Annotated in this window: 16 protein-coding genes, 1 tRNA gene and 1 pseudogene; 6 read left to right on the forward strand and 12 right to left on the reverse strand. The window is 71.3% G+C overall.

The genetic code is table 11. From position 1 onward, the window contains the following. Positions 1-36: 36 nt before the first annotated feature. Positions 37-1,311, reverse strand: a complete 1,275-nt coding sequence (locus J7E22_RS10755; RefSeq protein ID WP_214981726.1) for a site-specific integrase — start codon at positions 1,309-1,311, stop codon at positions 37-39. A 122-nt stretch (positions 1,312-1,433) separates the two neighbouring features. On the opposite strand from J7E22_RS10755, the gene J7E22_RS10760 reads away from it, so the two are divergent. Further along, positions 1,434-1,510, forward strand: a tRNA-Thr gene (locus J7E22_RS10760). 194 nt (positions 1,511-1,704) lie between these two features. Here the strand turns inward: J7E22_RS10760 and J7E22_RS10765 are convergent. Continuing rightward, positions 1,705-2,307 carry a glycoside hydrolase family 16 protein gene (locus tag J7E22_RS10765; protein ID WP_214981727.1) on the reverse strand — a complete coding sequence of 201 codons (603 nt, stop codon included), beginning with the start codon at positions 2,305-2,307 and terminating at the stop codon, positions 1,705-1,707. Between the two features lie 118 nt (positions 2,308-2,425). Further along, complete coding sequence (locus J7E22_RS10770; protein ID WP_214981728.1) at positions 2,426-2,596, reverse strand: hypothetical protein; 171 nt, start codon at positions 2,594-2,596, stop codon at positions 2,426-2,428. Positions 2,597-2,919: 323 nt separating this feature from the next. On the opposite strand from J7E22_RS10770, the gene J7E22_RS10775 reads away from it, so the two are divergent. The 3 genes from J7E22_RS10775 (at position 2,920) to J7E22_RS10785 (ending at position 6,132) form a co-directional block, all read left to right on the forward strand. Then, a complete protein-coding gene (locus J7E22_RS10775; RefSeq protein WP_214981729.1) occupies positions 2,920-3,927 on the forward strand; it encodes a Gfo/Idh/MocA family protein in 1,008 nt (335 codons plus the stop codon). A gap of 61 nt (positions 3,928-3,988) precedes the next feature. Then, positions 3,989-5,491, forward strand: coding sequence for a D-alanyl-D-alanine carboxypeptidase/D-alanyl-D-alanine-endopeptidase (dacB, locus tag J7E22_RS10780; protein ID WP_214981730.1), 1,503 nt, complete (start codon positions 3,989-3,991; stop codon positions 5,489-5,491). A gap of 20 nt (positions 5,492-5,511) precedes the next feature. Next, on the forward strand, positions 5,512-6,132 hold the full coding sequence (locus J7E22_RS10785; protein WP_214981731.1) for an isochorismatase family protein: 621 nt from the start codon (positions 5,512-5,514) through the stop codon (positions 6,130-6,132). A 31-nt stretch (positions 6,133-6,163) separates the two neighbouring features. Here the strand turns inward: J7E22_RS10785 and J7E22_RS10790 are convergent, their stop codons facing one another. From J7E22_RS10790 to J7E22_RS10825, 8 genes and pseudogenes are all read right to left on the reverse strand, one after another. Further along, entirely contained in the window at positions 6,164-8,032 is a 1,869-nt protein-coding gene (locus J7E22_RS10790; RefSeq protein ID WP_214981732.1) for an ABC transporter ATP-binding protein, read from the reverse strand. 7 nt (positions 8,033-8,039) lie between these two features. Next, complete coding sequence (locus tag J7E22_RS10795; protein WP_214981733.1) at positions 8,040-8,255, reverse strand: helix-turn-helix domain-containing protein; 216 nt, start codon at positions 8,253-8,255, stop codon at positions 8,040-8,042. 321 nt (positions 8,256-8,576) lie between these two features. Continuing rightward, positions 8,577-9,959 (reverse strand): MFS transporter, encoded by a 1,383-nt coding sequence (locus J7E22_RS10800; protein ID WP_214981734.1) that lies wholly within the window; start codon positions 9,957-9,959, stop codon positions 8,577-8,579. 242 nt (positions 9,960-10,201) lie between these two features. Next, a pseudogene (ribA, locus tag J7E22_RS10805) lies at positions 10,202-10,825 on the reverse strand (GTP cyclohydrolase II); the annotation flags it as partial. A gap of 29 nt (positions 10,826-10,854) precedes the next feature. Further along, entirely contained in the window at positions 10,855-11,886 is a 1,032-nt protein-coding gene (gene ribD, locus J7E22_RS10810) for a bifunctional diaminohydroxyphosphoribosylaminopyrimidine deaminase/5-amino-6-(5-phosphoribosylamino)uracil reductase RibD (protein WP_214981862.1), read from the reverse strand. A 57-nt stretch (positions 11,887-11,943) separates the two neighbouring features. Further along, on the reverse strand, positions 11,944-12,549 hold the full coding sequence (locus J7E22_RS10815; protein WP_214981736.1) for a GNAT family N-acetyltransferase: 606 nt from the start codon (positions 12,547-12,549) through the stop codon (positions 11,944-11,946). A 2-nt stretch (positions 12,550-12,551) separates the two neighbouring features. Continuing rightward, on the reverse strand, positions 12,552-13,562 hold the full coding sequence (gene trpS / locus J7E22_RS10820; protein ID WP_214981737.1) for a tryptophan--tRNA ligase: 1,011 nt from the start codon (positions 13,560-13,562) through the stop codon (positions 12,552-12,554). A 34-nt stretch (positions 13,563-13,596) separates the two neighbouring features. Then, on the reverse strand, positions 13,597-14,439 hold the full coding sequence (locus tag J7E22_RS10825; protein ID WP_214981738.1) for an exodeoxyribonuclease III: 843 nt from the start codon (positions 14,437-14,439) through the stop codon (positions 13,597-13,599). Between the two features lie 100 nt (positions 14,440-14,539). Here J7E22_RS10825 and J7E22_RS10830 point away from each other — a divergent pair, with 100 nt between their 5' ends. Both J7E22_RS10830 and J7E22_RS10835 read left to right on the forward strand, forming a co-directional pair. After that, the gene (locus J7E22_RS10830) at positions 14,540-15,637 is read left to right on the forward strand and encodes a hypothetical protein (protein WP_214981739.1); all 1,098 of its coding nucleotides are present in this window, start codon (positions 14,540-14,542) and stop codon (positions 15,635-15,637) included. A 34-nt stretch (positions 15,638-15,671) separates the two neighbouring features. Beyond that, positions 15,672-16,001: a hypothetical protein gene (locus J7E22_RS10835; protein ID WP_214981740.1), complete on the forward strand. Its 330-nt coding sequence runs from the start codon at positions 15,672-15,674 to the stop codon at positions 15,999-16,001. Positions 16,002-16,081: 80 nt separating this feature from the next. On the opposite strand, the gene J7E22_RS10840 is transcribed toward J7E22_RS10835, so the two are convergent. Next, complete coding sequence (locus J7E22_RS10840) at positions 16,082-16,354, reverse strand: HPr family phosphocarrier protein (RefSeq protein ID WP_214981741.1); 273 nt, start codon at positions 16,352-16,354, stop codon at positions 16,082-16,084. Positions 16,355-16,399 lie beyond the last annotated feature (45 nt).

Raw genomic sequence — 16,399 nt, forward strand, 5'->3', positions numbered from 1 at the left:
CCCACCGGCAATCGGTGGGGCTCTTGCACTGTGGCGTCAGGCGTCGAGAGCGAAGTGCGAGCCGAGCTTGTCCATCGCTTCACGTGCGGCCGCGGAGGACACGTGCTGGTAGCGGCGGGTCACGGCCTCGGACTGGTGCCCGACGATCTCACCGATGATCTTCGCGTCCACGCCGAGCTCCATCAGCACGGTCGCGGTCGTGTGCCGCGCCCAGTGCGTCGTCGGCACCGGCGAACCGGGCTTGCGGTCCTCGTCCGCGATGATGCCGGCTTCAAACAGCAGGTCGCGCCAGGTCTGCTCGTCCTCGCCCCACAGGTACGGTTCGCCGTTTGCCTTCCGCCAGATCAAGCCGTACGGGTTGGGCCGATCCGCGGTCACGATCAGGTAGCGGCGCAGTGCTGCGGCGAGCGACGGCATCAGCGGCACGTACCGGGGCTTGCCGGACTTCGGTCGGATGAGGCAGAGGCGTCCGTTGAGCTGCTGGTACTCGAAGCCGTCCGGAATGCGGAGTCGCCGGTTCGAGCAAGATCCGGCGCGCTTCTTGCCGCACCGCCAGGTGTCGTCGGCGAGGCGGCCACAGCCATGCTCGAAGGGCACCTCCGAGAGCGCCCATTCGACGCCGATGGTCGGTTGTTCGGAGTCGAGGTCTAGGGATTCGAGCCGGGCCCCGATCCGCTCGCCTTGGCGGAGCCCGCTCAGCAGGGCGACCCACCAGCGGGTGCCGTCATCGTGGTCGGCGGCGACTCTGAGGACAGCCAGCGCCGCTTCAGTGCTCAGTGCGCCCCGGTTCGACTCGCCCTGCACCGGCGCGTTGACGTCCTCGCAGACGTTCCGCGCAGCGATGCCTTCGACTCGCGCGGACTCGAGCATCAGCGACAGCACCTGGTACGCCTTCCGCGAGGTAGCAGAGGTGCGTCCAGCGTCGGCGACGGCCTTCGTCATGATGCGAACGTCGGACGGCTTGAGGTACGCGACCTTCTTCGTGCCGATCGTGGGGACGATCCAGTTGCGCGCCACCGACTCGTAGGACAGCAGGGTGTTCGGCTTGAGGTTCGGCTTCCCAACGGTCTCAAGCCAGTGTGTTGCCCATTGGTCGACAGTCGTCTTGGTGTCGAGGGCAGTGCCGTGCTGCTTGATCTGGTCCTTGAGAGCGTCGAGCTTGCGGCGAGCACCCTCCTTCGTCTTTGACGTGACGACCCGCTGCCGCCGGTGCCCGTCCGGGTAGTAGCCGTCGTTGATCACCGCCCGCCAGAGCTTGCCCTCGCGGATCGTGTAGAGCGCCCCGTCACCTGAATCACGCTTCCTCGGCACTGCGACCTCCCGGTACACACATAAGTACACACAGTTGACGGCAATCACATGGTTGCAGTTGCACTCTCCGATGCTAGCCCGATCCGCTTGTTTCCGGGCATTCATCGCTAGTTACGGCGCTCGCCGAGTACCCACAGTGTACCCTACCTATTCACTCGTAATGAATAGGTCGTCGGTTCGATTCCGACAGGCGGCTCCACGGAAATCCCCGGTCAGGCCAGGTCTTCGGACCGAGCGAGACCGGGGATTTCGTCTTCAGGTGCACACCGTGGTGCCCGCGCCACAGATCATCCGGACGCTCGCCGCCGGTCTGTGCAGCAGATGAAAGCGCTGACGGGGACTTCCATCGCAGGAGGTGCCGTTCGACCGTCGTCACCCTCTGCTGCATGGTGTTCACCGCGCATCCCAGACCGACACCCAGTCGACGTCGACGTGACCATCGGTGGTCTTCGGGACGGTGCCTTCACCGATGAACGTCTCGGCTTGCAGGGTGACCCGGAACGGCGTCGTCGGGACGGCTTTGGTGGTGGATGAGATGAGCTGCCCGTCCCAGTAGAACCGGATGATGCCCTTGTCCCACTCGGTCGTCGCGGTGTGCCAGCCGGTCGTGTCGGACGATGTGTACCGCTCCGCGGTGCGATCGACCGCCATGGAGCCCGTCGACGCGTTGTAGCTGCCGGGGATGTGGGAAACGGGCCGCACGGACTGTCCGAGGTCACCTTCGGGCCAGTCGATCTCACCTTCGTTCCAGACGTTCGACGAGGGCCACAGCATGCCGACGAACTTGTAGCCGTCCGTGTTGGTGGTCTTGTACCGGATCGACATCCGGGCGTACGTGTGGGGGGCGTACCCGTCTGGCATGACGGCGGCGACGAGGGGCTGACCGTCCTCGCTGTGCAGGTTGAAGTCCAGTGCGCCGTCCGCAACGCTGAGCACCTTGGACGGCGAGTAGAGACCCTGCCCACTGGTGTCCTTCTGGTTGTCGTAGTAGCCCATGTCCGGGTAGACCGACTGGACCTGGCCGAGGGCGGCCGGCGTGTTGAAGTCTTCGGCGTAGGTCTGGTGCCAGGTGGTGCCGTTGGATGTGATGTCGCCGGTGGGAAGCGCGGACGGGTCAGCTGATGGTGCTCCCGTCGGGGCCGGTGGCGGCGCCGGGGCCGGTGCGGGTGTCCGTGCCGGTGCCGGAGTCCGTGTCGGCGTCGGTGTCGGGTCGCCGGTCGGTGTGGAGCTCGGCGCGGGCCTTGTGGTCGACGTCGCGGTGGGGGTTGGCGTGGGGTGGTGCCATCCTCGAGCGTTCACTGTGGCAGCGGTACCGACAGTGAGCAACACTGCTGCGGACAGTGCGGTGATGGTTGCGCGTGAACGCTTGTTGAGCATGACGCCCTCCGGCATGGTGGCCCGTGGCAGGGGCACTGCCCACCCTAAAGGTGTTCCCCGTGCTCGGCGCCGTGCGGGTCCGGAGGCGCTGCGCCCTGTCAGACGGCTCCGCCGAGACCCCGGCCTTCCCGGAGTACGGGGGTCGTCGTCGTTCGGGGAGGTGTGCGTGGTCCACAGGCCGCCCGACGCGGTCCAGCGGCCACCCCGCAGCAGCCCTGGTAGACAGGCCGCATGACGATTCGCTGGGGAGTCATCGGGACCGGCGGCATCGCCCGTTCCCTCGTGCAGGACTGCGTGGCAGCCGGCGTCGACTTCGTGGCCGTCGGCAGCCGGACCCAGGACCGTGCCGCAGCGTTCGCGGCCGAGTTCGGCATCCCGCGCGCCCACGGGGACTACGCCGCGCTGGTGGCGGACGAGCAGGTCGACGCCGTGTACATCGCGACGCCGCACTCCCGGCACGCCGAGGACGCCCTGCTCGCGATCGCGGCGGGCAAGCACGTCCTCGTCGAGAAGGCCTTCACGATCACCGCGGCCGAGGCCCGTCGGGTGGTCGACGCCGCCCGCCGCGCCGACGTCGCCGTCATGGAGGCGATGTGGACCCGCTTCCTGCCGCAGATGGCGATGATCCGGGAGATGCTCGCCGAGGGCCGGATCGGGCGGCTCCGGCTCGTCGAGGCGACGCACCACCAGGCCCTCCCGACGGACCCGACGCACCGGCTGAACGACCCCGCCCTCGGCGGCGGCGCGATCCTCGATCTCGGCGTCTACCCGATCTCGTTCGCGGTCGACGTCCTCGGACCGCCGACATCGGTGCTCGCGGCGGGCACGGTGAGCGACCAGGGTGTCGACACGCAGATGGGGCTCGTGCTCACCCACGCCGGAGGCGCCCAGTCGATGCTGCACTTCGCGCTCGACGTCCGGAGTCCGAACACGGCCTCCGTCATCGGGGAGGACGGACGGATCGACCTCGACGCCACCTGGTACACGCCGACGACGTGGCGGGTGCGCGACCGCGACGGACGGGTGGTCGAGGAGTACGACGGCCGCGAGGAACTGACGGGCTACGCGCACGAGGTCCGCGCGGTCGAGGCGATGATCACGTCCGGCAACCACGAACGCGGGGCGATGGACCCGGAGGAGACCATCGCGGTGATGGCGGTCATGGACGAGGCACGCCGGCAGGTGGGCGTCCGCTACGCGGCCGACGAGCCGCCGAAGCGTTCCCGCCGGGCCCGCTGACCGACGACGTTCCGAGATCCGGCCTGGAGGCTCCTGCCGCAGTTCCGTAGGATCGGTCGGGATGTCCGAGCAGCAGCCCACCCCGTCCTCCGTCCGCGAGCGGCTCCGCCACGCGGTCGCCGCCGCACGAGCGTCCGCGGCGCGCCGACCCGTCCCGTGGATCGCCGGGGGCCTCGCGACGCTCCTGGTGCTCGGGTCCGGGGGAGCGGTGGCGGTCGCCGCGGCGACCGCGCCGACGGCGCGCGCGACCACGAGCGCGAGCAGGACGACGGATGCCAGCGCGACCCCGCAGCGGACCCCGAGCGCCGTACCGGAGCCGACCACGGCCTCCACGCCGACGGCTCGGACCGTGCCCACCGCTCCACCGGGGCCGACCGCGCTCCGGACCTGCTCGATCGCGACGGCTGCGTCCGCGGCCGGCCTCGGGTCCTTCGAGGGGTACGTCATGAACGCGCGGACGGGCCAGATGCTCTTCTCGCGGAACGGTGACAAGCCCGCGCAGACGGGGAGCGTGATGAAGACGCTCACGACGGCGACGGCCCTCTCGGTGCTCGGGGGCGGGCACCGCATCCCGACCACCGTGACCCGGGAAGCCGGCGGCACGATCGCCCTCGTCGGCCACGGCGACGCCACCCTGTCCGCCGGGGGTGCGACCGTCTACCCGGGGGCGCCGACCCTCGCCCAGCTCGCGCAGCAGGTGAAGGCGAAGCTCGGCTCGGCGCCGGTCACCACGATCGTGACGGACGACACCTACTGGAACGACGCGGACGCCTGGGACCCCACGTGGCCGGTGTCCGAGCGGACGATCGGCTACCAGCCCGAGGTCACCGCGCTCATGGTCGACGGTGACCGGGCGAACCCCGGCGCGGCGACCTCACCGCGGTCCACCGACCCCGTCGGTCGCGCCGGCGCGGCATTCCGGACGGCGCTCGTGAACGCCGGGGTCGTCGGAGCCGGGAGCGCGCCGATCGTCAAGCGCGCGACGACGAGCACGGACACGATCGCGCAGGTCTCCTCGCAGCCGGTGTCGACGCTCATCGGGCAGATGATCCCGAACTCGGACAACACCCTCGCCGAGATGCTCGCCCGGATCTCGTCGAAGGAGTCCGGCGCGAACGGCTCGGCGGCGTCGCTGACCGGCGTGTACCAGGCGGCCCTGCGCTCGTACGGCGTCGACCCAGCTGGCATCGTGATCAAGGACGGCTCGGGCGAGAGCGCGGCCAACGCCGTCTCGCCGAACTTCGTCGCCCACCTGATGGTGCAGGTCGCCGCCGGTGCGAAGGGGCTCGGGACGCTCGCCCAGGCGCTGCCGGTCGCCGGACAGTCCGGGACCCTGGCCGGCCGGTTCACCGGTGCGAACGCGGTCGCGCGGGGCAAGGTGCACGCCAAGACCGGGTGGATCGACAGCGCCAACACCCTCGGCGGCTACATCGACGCGGCCGACGGCACCCGCCTGACGTTCGCCTTCTACGCCATCGGGTCGTCCCGGGCGGCGGCGCTCCCCGCCCTCGACGCCGTGACCGCGGCTGCGTACTCGTGCGGTGGGCGGCTCACGAACTCCTGACCAGGGTGTTGGATGGACCCATGGCTCGGGCACTGCTGATCGTCGACGTCCAGAACGACTTCACCGAGGGCGGCGCGCTCGGGGTCATCGGGGGTGACGCCGTCGCGACGCGGATCACCGCGTTCCTCGGGCGGCACGCCGACGACTACGACCTGATCGTCGGGTCCCGCGACTGGCACCACGGCGACGACGACAACGGCGGCCACTTCGCGGGTCCCGAGGGCCCGGACTTCGTCTCGACGTGGCCGGTGCACTGCGTCGGTGGGACGGAGGGAGCGGCGTACCACCCGGCCCTCGACACCTCGTCCTTCGACGTGCACGTGTTCAAGGGGCAGGGCGCGCCGGCGTACTCCGCGTTCGAAGCCCGGACCGAGGACGGCATCCCGCTCGGCACGGTGCTCGCCGAGCGCGACGTCCACACGCTCGACATCATGGGGATCGCGACCGACCACTGCGTGCTGGCCTCGGCGCTGGACGGCCGCGTGGCGGGGCTCGACGTCGTGGTGTTCGAGGACATCGTCGCCGGTGTGGACCCGGAGCGGAGCCGTGCGGCGCTCGAGGAGATCCGGGCCGCGGGCGGGCACGTCGACCACAGCGACATGGACGAGGGGCTGGCGAACCCGGGCGGCGCGCAGATCTGAGCCGAGCGCGCTCGCCGGGCGCGCCCGCGGCTCAGACCAGCAGCTGGTGCTTCGCCAGGTCGCGGTACAGCGGCGTCGACTCGACGAGTTCCGAGTGCGTGCCGACCCCGACGACCCGACCGTGTTCGAGCACGACGATCACGTCGGAGTCCACCACGGTCGACAACCGGTGCGCGATGACCAGCAGCGTGCGGTCCTCGGCGACGGCGTCGATCGCGAGCCGCATCTTCTGCTCGTTCACGCCGTCGAGGGACGAGGTCGACTCGTCGAGCAGCAGGATCGGGGGAGCGGCGAGCAGGGCGCGGGCGATCGCCAGGCGCTGGCGTTCGCCGCCGGAGAGCATCACGCCGTCCTCGCCGACCTGCGCGTCGAGGCCCCGTGGGTCGCGGTGCAGGACCTCGCCGAGGTTCACCGCCTCGAGCACGCGGACGCAGTCTTGCTCGCTGGCGTCCGGCGACCCGAGCAGCAGGTTGGCGCGGATCGTGCCGGCGAGCACGGGGGCGTCCTGCTCCACGTACCCGATCTGGGCGCGGAGCTCGGCGCGGTCGAGCCCGCGGATGTCGACGCCGCCGAGGCGGATCACGCCCGAGGTCGGGTCGTAGAACCGTTCGATGAGGGCCAGGGTGGTGGACTTGCCGGCGCCGGACGGGCCCACGAGGGCGACCCGTGCGCCGCGCGGCACCCGGAAGGAGACGTCGGACAGGACCGTCTGGTCGGCGCTGGGGGCTTGCTCGACAGCATCCGGGCCTCCCGGCTGGTGCGACCCGGACACGTCGGGTCCGCCAGTACCGTCGGCCCCGTCCGGGCCGGCGGCGTCGGTCGCGCGCTCGTACCGGAACGAGACGTGCTCGAAGGTGATGGCGTCGTCGGTCGCGACGGCCGCTGCCGGGCGCACGGCCTGGTCGTCCTGGTCCTCGGTGGGCAGGTGCAGGATCTCCTCGATCCGACCGAGCGCGCCGAGTGCCTGCGCGACCGCGACGGCGGCACCGAGGGCCTGCCCGAGCGGCATCACCATCATGAAGAGCAGCAGGATGAACGTGATGAGGGTGGCGATCGTGATCGTGCCGGCGGCCACCTGCGCGCCCCCGACGCCGAGGACGGCGATGAACGCGACCTGCATGACGATGCTCGCGACGGGCACGACGAACGCGGACATGCGCGCGATGTCGAGGCCGCGACGGTAGGCCTCCGTGGCGTGGCCGTCGACCTCGCGGACCTCGCGCTCGGTGGCGCCCGCGGCGCGGATGGTGCGGACGGCGCCGATGCCGCGCTCGACCGCGGCGGTGAGGTCGCCGACCTTCTCCTGGGCACGCTTCGACGCGACGCGGATGCGCCGACTGAGGCCGCCGACGACGACGATCGCGACGGCGACGATGACGACCGTGATGGCGAGGAGGAGCGGGTCGAGGATCGCCATCGCGATGACCGCGCCGATGAACGTGAGGGCGCCGCCGATCGACTCGATCAGCCCCTGGGTGAGGACGGCGCGGAGGAGCGTCGTGTCGCTGCCGACGCGGGACACGAGGTCACCGGTGCGCCGCGCGTCGAACTCCGAGATCGGCAGGTTGAGGATCCGCGCGATGAGCTTCCGGCGGGTGGAGAGGACCACGCCCTCACCCGCGCGCTGGAGCAGGAAGTGCTGCACGCCGTTGAGCACGCCCGCGACCAGGACCAGCGCGACGAGCACCCAGACGAGCGTGCCGAGGGTCCCGCCGTGCTGCACGGCGGTGACGACCTGATTGACGAGCAGCGGCTGGGCGAGGGAAGCCGCCGCACCGAGGATGCTCAGCACGATGATGACGACCATCGCCGGCTTGTTCTCGAACAGGTAGCTGAGGAGCCGGCCGAAGCTGGCACGGGGGCCGTCGGTCTTCTTGGGGCGCGCGAAGGGGGAGCTCATCGTGTTCCTAGTTTCTGCCGTACTTCTTGTGCACTGCCTGGCGGCTGACGCCGAGGAGGGTCGCGATCTCCTGCCACGAGGCGCCGGCGTTGCGGGCCCGCCGGGCGGCGAGTTCCTCGGTCCGGTCGAGCTCGCGACGGAGCTCGCGCACGCACGCGAGGGCGGAGAACGGGTCGTCCCCCTCGGCCCCGGAGGCGAGGCTCGTGATCGTGGGGCGGTCCATGCGTGTCAACCTACATTGACACGTGCGGCCGCGTCAACCTGAGTTGACGTGCAGGGGGTGCTTCGCAGGAGCACGCGGGCGCATGCTCCGACGCGGCACGAGGTCATCGACAGGCGCTTTGTCGATCCGTGCACACGCATCTGATGAGTCCGCATGAGGCGACAATCCGCGAGTCGATCGCGAGGTGGGAGGTCGGACGATGCGTGGGTACGTTTCGACACCGGCGGGCAGCAGGCAGCGCCGTGGCGCGGCCGCCCACGGACGGACGGGAGGCGCGGTGCCAGCTGGCACCGCGCCTCCCGTCCGGCGTGTGGTCGCGACTCAGTCGCGCGTCGCCTCCGCCAGGTCGGCCCCCTTCGTCTCGCGCACGAACAACAGCGCGACGAGGGTCACCACCGCGGCGATCGTCAGGTAGAGGCCCACGAGGAAGATGTTCCCGTCCGCCTTCCACAGCGCGAGCGCGATCGTCGGCGCGAGCGACGCGCCGATGATCGACGCGACGTTGTACGCGATCGCCGAGCCGGTGTAGCGGACGTTCGTCGGGAAGAGCTCCGGCAGCAGGGCACCCATCGGCCCGAAGGTCAGCCCCATCAGCGACAGCCCCACGATGAGGAACGTGACGACGGTGATCGGGCCGTGCGACGCCGCGAACCAGAACTGGAACGTCAGGCCGAACAAGGCGATGCCGATCGTGGTCGGGATGAGGGTCCGACGACGGCCGAACCGGTCGGCGAGCATGCCGGCGATCGGGGTGAAGATCCCGAAGAAGACCACGCCGATCATGAGCAGCGTCAGGAACTCACCGCGCGAGTAGCCCAGGCCGATCTTCGGGACGAGCGGACCGGCCTGTGCACCGGTGGTGCCGTACGACAGCGTGAACGTCGTCATGAAGTAGAAGAGCACGTAGGTGGCGACCATGCTGAACGTGCCGATGATGAGCGCCCGCCACGAGGTCCGGAACACCCGGCCGAGCGGGACCTTCACGACCGCGCCGGACTCCTGCACACCGCGGAACACCGGCGACTCGACGAGCCGGAACCGCACGTACAGGCCGATGATCACGAGGACCGCCGAGAGCAGGAACGGGATCCGCCAGCCCCACGCCTGGAAGGCCGAGTTCGGGGTGCCGTCCGCGCCGGCCGGCATCGCCGCGTTGATGATGATGAAGAGGCCGTTCGCGAGCAGGAAGCCGATCGGGGCGCCGAGCTGCGGCATCGAACCGAAGATGCCGCGCTTGCCCGTGGGGGCGTTCTCGGTCGCGAGCAGTGCCGCGCCGGACCACTCCCCGCCGAGGCCGACACCCTGGGCGAACCGCATCACCGCGAGCAGCACCGGCGCCCAGATCCCGATCGACGAGAAGGTCGGCAGGCACCCGATCAGGAACGTCGCCGATCCCATCACGAGCAGGGACGCCACGAGGGTGGTCTTGCGGCCGATCCGGTCGCCGAAGTGGCCGAAGATCACCGACCCGACCGGTCGGGCGAAGAACGCGAGGGCGAAGGTGACGAACGAGGACAGCTGCGATGCCGTGGGGTCCTCGTTCGGGAAGAACAGCGTCGGGAAGACGAGGACCGCGGCGGTCGCGTAGACGTAGAAGTCGTAGAACTCGATCGACGTCCCGACGAGGCTCGCGATGACGACGCGGGAACGCGGGTTGCCGGCGGGGGCTGGGCTGGTGGTGCTGGTGGCCTGTGCGGCGGACATGCGGTGAGGACTCCGAGGGGCGCACCCGTGGACGGGGGCAGCGGTGTTCCGGACGGCGGACACCGATCGGTTCGCGCGGGGTGGCGCGGACACCGGTCGGGTGCGTTCGGTGGGTGGTGGACCGCTTGTGACGGAAGACAGCATCGTACGACAGATGTCGTGCAGCTGCGAATCCGCCCAGAGTGGGCTGTCCGTCTCGCGCCGGGTGGCCGGCGGGTTCTGGTCGGCCCGCGGGCGTGCCGTCAGTTCGTGGCGCCGGCTTCGAGGTGGGCGGGCAGCTGGTGCCCCATCCGGTCGCGCTTCGTGTCGAGGTACGCGGCGTTCTGCGCCGAGATCCCGACGACGAGCGGGACGAGCGCTTCGACCGAGATGCCGTGCTCCTCGAGCTGGCGGCGCTTCTCCGGGTTGTTCGACAGCAACCGGACGCGGGACAGACCGATGTCGGCGAGGATGCCCGCCGCGCCGCCGTACGCCCGCGAGTCGGCCGGGAAGCCGAGCGCCAGGTTCGCGTCGAGGGTGTCGAGACCGTCCTCTTGCAGGCGGTAGGCCTTGAGCTTGTTGATGAGCCCGATGCCACGCCCCTCTTGCCCGCGCAGGTAGACGACGACCCCGCCTTCGGTCGCGATCGTGTCGAGGGCGGCGTCGAGCTGCGGACCGCACTCGCACTTCAACGACCCGAACGCTTCACCGGTCAGGCACTCCGAGTGCACGCGGACGAGCGCTCCGTCGCTCGGCAGCGAGCCGTCGGGGTTGCGCCCGATGATCGCGACGTGCTCGGCGCCGGTCACGAGGTCACGGTAGGCCCGCATCTCGAACAGGCCGTGCGTGGTCGGCACGTTCGTGGAGACCTCGAACTGGACCGGGCTCCCCGGCGTGGGGGAGGTGAGTGCATCGGTCATGGCATGCTCCGGTCGTTCTGGGCCCCCTCGGCTCCGCGTGCCCGTGCTGGGCGGGCGCGGACCAGCAGGTCGGGGCCGAGGCTGGTGGTCGATGCTACGTCCAACCTCCGACGTTCGGAGATGCTTCCCACACCGAGGTCCCCGAGGGCGACACGGGGGCCGCCGATTAGGACCGGGGCGAGGTACAGGAGGTACTCGTCCACGAGACCGGCGGCGATGAACGCAGAGGCGATGGTGGGGCCGCCCTCGACGAGGACCGAGTGCACCCCGAGCTCCCGGAGGTGCCGCAGCGACCGGTCGAGGTCGTGCCCGGGCAGGACGACGACGCCCCGCGGGTGCCGGCGGAGCGCGGCGTCCTCGGGGACGACGCGGTCACCCAGGACGACGGGGAGCGGCTGCTCGGCGAGGAGCTCGCCGGCGTCCCCGCGGGCGGTGAGACTCGGGTCGTCGGCGAGCACGGTGCCGGTGCCGACCAGGATCGCGTCGTGTGCGGCGCGCTGCTCGTGGACGTGCTGCCGGGCCGCGGCGCCGGTGATCCACTTGCTCGTGCCGTCCGCGGCGGCGGCACGGCCGTCGAGGCTCGAGGCCCACTTCACGGTGATCCACGGGCGACCGAGCCGCACGGAGAGGAGCCATCGTTCGAGGAACTGCTCGGCCTGGTCGGCGAGGACCCCCGACACCACGTCGACCCCCGCGGCGCGGAGGCGGTCCGCACCGCCGTGTGCGTGCGCTCCCGGGTCGTCGATCGCGTACACCACGCGGGCGACCCCGGCCTCCATCAGGGCCACGGCGCACGGCCCGGTCCGCCCGGTGTGGTTGCACGGTTCGAGGGTCACCACGGCGGTGGCGCCGCGCAGGAGCTCGGGGGCCACGTGGGACATGGCGTCGACCTCGGCGTGCGCGGTACCGGCGCCGCGGTGCCAGCCCTCGCCGAGGACCTGGCCGTCCGGCGCGAGCACGACGGCCCCGACACGGGCGTGGTCGCCCACCACGGGGCCGAGAGCGGCGAGTTCCAGCGCTCGGTGCATCGCACGCACTTCCGCCGGAGTCGCCGACGGGAGGGGGGCGTTGCTCACGGACCGAGACTACCGACGAACCTGGGGTGACACGTCATCGAGCTGTCCCCCATCAGCGAACGTCACCGCGGGCCACGACAGCGTGGACGCAGGCGTGCCGTCGGCTCGGCGGACCGCATGCCACGCCGTGGTGGGCGCACCGCTCCGGTCCGGGATGCGCGCGGGGCCGGTGCCGGTGTACGAGAACCCGGTCGACGGGGCGACGGCGGCCGACGCGGTGTTGCCCTCGTAGCACTCCCAGGAGACGTCCGGAGCGCCCTGGTCGAAGGCCCAGGTGACGACGAGCTCGACGGCCTCCCGCACGAGTCCGGCGCCGCGAGCCGACGGTGCGAGCCAGAACCCGAGGTCACGGTGCTCCGTGCGGTAGCCGATGACGCCCTCGAGCCAGGTCGACCCCTGCCGCCGGATGGCCCACGTGTACTCACGGTCGGACGCCCAGCCGGGGCCGACCAGCGCGTCCACGAAGGTCCGGGCGTCCCGCGTGGAGTACGGCGTGGGCACGGTGGTCCACCGCACGATCGCCGGGTCCTGGCAGGCGTCGGTGATGGCGGCCGCGTCGTCGCGGGTCGGCAGGTCCAGCCGCACCCGCGCGGACTCGAGCGTGACGGGCAGCACGATCAGCCGCGACGACGCGGGACGAAGCCGATGCGGTCGTACACGCGGGCGAGCGTCTCGGTCGCGATGGACTCGGCGCGCTCGGCGCCGACGTCGAGCAGCCGGTCGAGTTCGGCCGGGTCGTCGAGGAGTTCGAGCGTGCGCGTCCGGACCGGTTCGAGCTCGGCCACGACGGCGTCGGCGACCGCACCCTTGAGGTCGCCGTACCCCTTGCCCGCGAACGAGGTCTCGAGGTCGGCGACGGAGGTGCGCGTGAAGGCGGACAGGATCGCGAGCAGGTTCGTCACACCGGGCTTCGCCTGGCGATCGGCCCGGATCTCGCGTTCGGCGTCGGTGACGGCGGAACGGATCTTCTTCGCCGTGCGCTTCGGGTCGTCGAGCAGCCGGATCAGGCCGCTGTCGGACGCCGCCGACTTGCTCATCTTGCTGGTCGGGTCCTGCAGGTCGTAGATGCGCGCGGTCTCGGTGCCGATCCGGGCCTCCGGCACGACGAACGTCTCCCCGAACCGCGAGTTGAAGCGGCCGGCGAGGTCGCGGGTCAGCTCCACGTGCTGCCGCTGGTCGTCGCCGACCGGCACGACCTTCGTGTCGTAGAGCAGGATGTCCGCCGCCATCAGCACCGGGTACGTGAAGAGCCCGACGGATGCGACCTCGGCGCCCTGGCGTGCTGACTTGTCCTTGAACTGGGTCATCCGGCTCGCCTCGCCGAAGCCGGTCAGCGTGTTGAGCACCCACGCGAGCTCGGCGTGCGCCGGGACGTGTGACTGCACGAACAGGGTCGAGCGCTCCGGGTCGATACCCGAGGCGATGTACTGGGCGGCCGTCGCCCGGGTGCTCGCCCGGAGCTCGGCCGGGTCCTGCGGCGCCGTGATCGCGTGCAGGTCGACCACGCAGTAGATGGCGTCGAAGTCGTCCTGCAGGTCGCGCCACTGCATGAGGGCGCCGATGTAGTTGCCGAGGTGGAGCGAGTCGGCGGAAGGCTGGATGCCGGAGAAGATGCGGGTCTTGGTCATCGTGGGTCCTGTTGCAGCTGGTGGAGCGAGCGGATCAGAGGTCGTAGTCGACGACCACGGGAGCGTGGTCGGACCATCGCTGGTCGTAGGCGGCGGCCCGGTCGACCGTGTAGGCCGTGACCTTCGCCGCCAGGTCGGGCGTCGCCATCTGGTAGTCGATGCGCCAGCCGGAGTCGTTGTCGAACGCCTGACCGCGCCAGGACCACCACGTGTACGGCCCGTCGACGTCGCCAGCCTGCGCACGACCGACGTCGACCCAGCCGAGGCCAGGACCGGTCGAGCCGTCGGCACCCTGGACCGTCTCACCGTCGGCGCCGAAGAACCGCGAGAAGTAGGCGCGCTCGCGGGGCAGGAAGCCGGCGCGCTTCACGTTGCCCTTCCAGTTCTTGATGTCGCGCTCGTCGTGCCCGACGTTCAGGTCACCGACGACGACCGCGAGCGGGTTGTGTGCACGGACCTCCGGCAGCCGCTCGGTCATGGCGTCCAGGAACTTCCACTTCTCGTCCTGCTTCGGGGTGTCGGCCTCGCCCGAGTGGACGTACGTCGAGACCACGGTCACGGTGGTGCCACCGATCTCGTAGTCCGCCTCGAGCCAGCGACCGGCGGAGTCGAACTCGGCCGGACCGAGCTCGACGCGGTGGATCTGCGCCGTGTGCCGGGACGCGATCGCGACGCCCGCGCGCCCCTTGGCGGTGGCGGGGTCGTGCACGATGTCCCACTCGTCGCCGAGCAGCGCGGCGAGGTCGTCGCTCGAGGCGCGGACCTCCTGCAGGGCCAGGACGTCGACGTCACGCGTCGCGAGCCAGTCGCCCATGCCCTTCCGGAACGCGGCACGGACGCCGTTCACGTTGACGGATGCGAGGCGCAGGCGTGTCATGCAACCAGCCTATCGGCGGGCGCGGACACCCCGGGCGCGGCACCGGAGGCCCCAGGGCGCGGGTCTTGTCCCGGACGCCTCGCCGCGCCACGATGGGCACGTGCCGGACGACGAGGCAGTGCCGCAGCGGCACGCGCAGGTGGACAGAGCGATGCTCGCCGCCGCGGAGCTCATGGGGTACGGCTGGCCCCGCGATGCCGTCGAACCGCTGTCCGGAGCGCTCGCCCTCCACGGCGACGATGCCGGGGTGCTCTGCCTCCTCGCGATCGCCTACTCCGCCGCCGGGGATGCCGACGCAGCCCGGATCGCTGTCCGCCGGGCGATCGCCACCGACCCCGAGGACGTCGACGCGTACGAACTGGCAGCGGCGCTCGCCGAGGCCGACGGCGACGTCGCGGAGGCGCGGGCGGCGCGCGCCGCGGCCGTCGAGCTACGCCCCACCGAGCCCGACGTCGCTGCCGAGCAGCTCCTCCTGGATCTCCGGGCGGGGACGATCGACGCGGCCACGTACGCTGCTGCCGTCCGTGCGGCCTCGACGCACCCACACCACAGCGCGGTGAACACCGCCCTCGCCTGGCTGGCCGAGCGCGAGGGCTACGACGGGACTGCCGAACGTGCGCTGGCGGCCGCGGTCGCGGCGTCCCCGGCCGACCCGTGGTCGCGGTGGCTCCTGGTGCGCGCGCAGGAGCGTCGCGGCGGCACGATCGGCGTCATCGCCCACGCTTCGCTCGTCCTCGCCGAGCACCCGGCAGCAGTCGGCCCGCTCGGCGCGTTCCGCCGCGGCACGGTCCGACTGGCGTCGTTCGGGAACGGGTTCCTGGCGCTCGGCGTCGTGGTCGCGCTGTTGGGCTCTGCGCTCGACGCGGCGACGTTCGACGTGGAGCCCGTCGCCCTGGGGTGGTGCGGGGTGGTGCTCCTCGGCGTCGTGGCCGCGCAGTTCGCGGTCGCGCGACGCCTGGCCCGCACCATGCACACCGGGTGGTCGCACTTCGTCCGGCTCGTCCGGGTCCACGCTCGTGCGGCCATGGTGCTGCCCGTCGTGCAGGCCGTGGCCGTCGTCGCCGCGGGCTGCCTGCTGGTGCTCCTCGCCGTCGGCGCACCGTCGCCGGCACTCCTGGCCGTCGGCATCACCGCGGCAGCGGGGTTCCTCGCTGCTCTGGCCGTGGCGGCGTTCCTCGACCGCTGGTACTGGTCCTGACCCCCCGCCCCCGATCCAGCCGGAGGCTCGCGTCGTGACCGTGGTGCTGACCGTCGCCGACGTGCTCGCCGCGTTCCGGCCCGTGGCCGAGGCGATGCTCAGCACGTCGGAGTTCCGTTCCGCGGACTTCTGGGTGCACGCCGACGGCCACGAACGCCTGCGACGCGTCGTCGAGACCGACCTCGTCGACGAAGGGATGCTCCTGGGCTGGTCGATCGCCGGGGACGACGGCGACTCGTGGCTCTGGATCCGTGAGGGGGAGCGGGAACTGCTCGTCAAGGCCGCCGACGACCTGCAGGACTTCATCGCCGAGAGCGCGTTCGCCTGGGGCGAGCTGCGCCCGATCCCGCCCATCGCGCGGTAGCGGCGACCGGACGACGGACGGGAGGCGCGGTGCCAGCTGGCACCGCGCCTCCAGGCCGTCGTGGCGCTGCGGCAGACCGTCTACGCGGCGTCGTGGTCCGTCTGCAGGAACTCGACCAGGCTGTCCGCCGTGGTCTCGGCGTCGTCGCCGGAGACGGTGAGGGCGACCTCGTCGCCGTTCTCGATGCCGAGCCCGAGCAGGGCGAGGATGCTGCCCGCGTTGCCGGACTTGTCACCCTTGGCGATCGTGACCTGGTGGCCCGAGGCGGTCACGGCCTGGACGAACAGGGAGGCGGGACGCGCGTGCAGGCCGGAGGCGCTGGCAACGGTGACGGTACGGGTGGCTTCGGACATCGATGGTCTCCTGTCGAGGGGGCGGTGCGCCCTCATGGTAGCGAC

Source organism: Curtobacterium sp. ISL-83 (assembly GCF_018613895.1).
Taxonomy (GTDB): Bacteria; Actinomycetota; Actinomycetes; order Actinomycetales; family Microbacteriaceae; genus Curtobacterium.

What these genes read in the sequence shown, in the direction of transcription:
- J7E22_RS10770 (WP_214981728.1), bottom strand. Translation starts at nt 2,596, where the DNA reads ATGGCACCACCCCACGCCAACCCCCACCGCGACGTCGACCACAAGGCC.
- J7E22_RS10775 (WP_214981729.1), top strand. Translation starts at nt 2,920, where the DNA reads ATGACGATTCGCTGGGGAGTCATCGGGACCGGCGGCATCGCCCGTTCC.
- J7E22_RS10840 (WP_214981741.1), bottom strand. Translation starts at nt 16,354, where the DNA reads ATGTCCGAAGCCACCCGTACCGTCACCGTTGCCAGCGCCTCCGGCCTG.
- J7E22_RS10785 (WP_214981731.1), top strand. Translation starts at nt 5,512, where the DNA reads ATGGCTCGGGCACTGCTGATCGTCGACGTCCAGAACGACTTCACCGAG.
- J7E22_RS10800 (WP_214981734.1), bottom strand. Translation starts at nt 9,959, where the DNA reads ATGTCCGCCGCACAGGCCACCAGCACCACCAGCCCAGCCCCCGCCGGC.
- J7E22_RS10790 (WP_214981732.1), bottom strand. Translation starts at nt 8,032, where the DNA reads ATGAGCTCCCCCTTCGCGCGCCCCAAGAAGACCGACGGCCCCCGTGCC.
- J7E22_RS10825 (WP_214981738.1), bottom strand. Translation starts at nt 14,439, where the DNA reads ATGACACGCCTGCGCCTCGCATCCGTCAACGTGAACGGCGTCCGTGCC.
- dacB (WP_214981730.1), top strand. Translation starts at nt 3,989, where the DNA reads ATGTCCGAGCAGCAGCCCACCCCGTCCTCCGTCCGCGAGCGGCTCCGC.
- trpS (WP_214981737.1), bottom strand. Translation starts at nt 13,562, where the DNA reads ATGACCAAGACCCGCATCTTCTCCGGCATCCAGCCTTCCGCCGACTCG.
- ribD (WP_214981862.1), bottom strand. Translation starts at nt 11,886, where the DNA reads ATGCACCGAGCGCTGGAACTCGCCGCTCTCGGCCCCGTGGTGGGCGAC.
- J7E22_RS10765 (WP_214981727.1), bottom strand. Translation starts at nt 2,307, where the DNA reads ATGGGCTACTACGACAACCAGAAGGACACCAGTGGGCAGGGTCTCTAC.
- J7E22_RS10795 (WP_214981733.1), bottom strand. Translation starts at nt 8,255, where the DNA reads ATGGACCGCCCCACGATCACGAGCCTCGCCTCCGGGGCCGAGGGGGAC.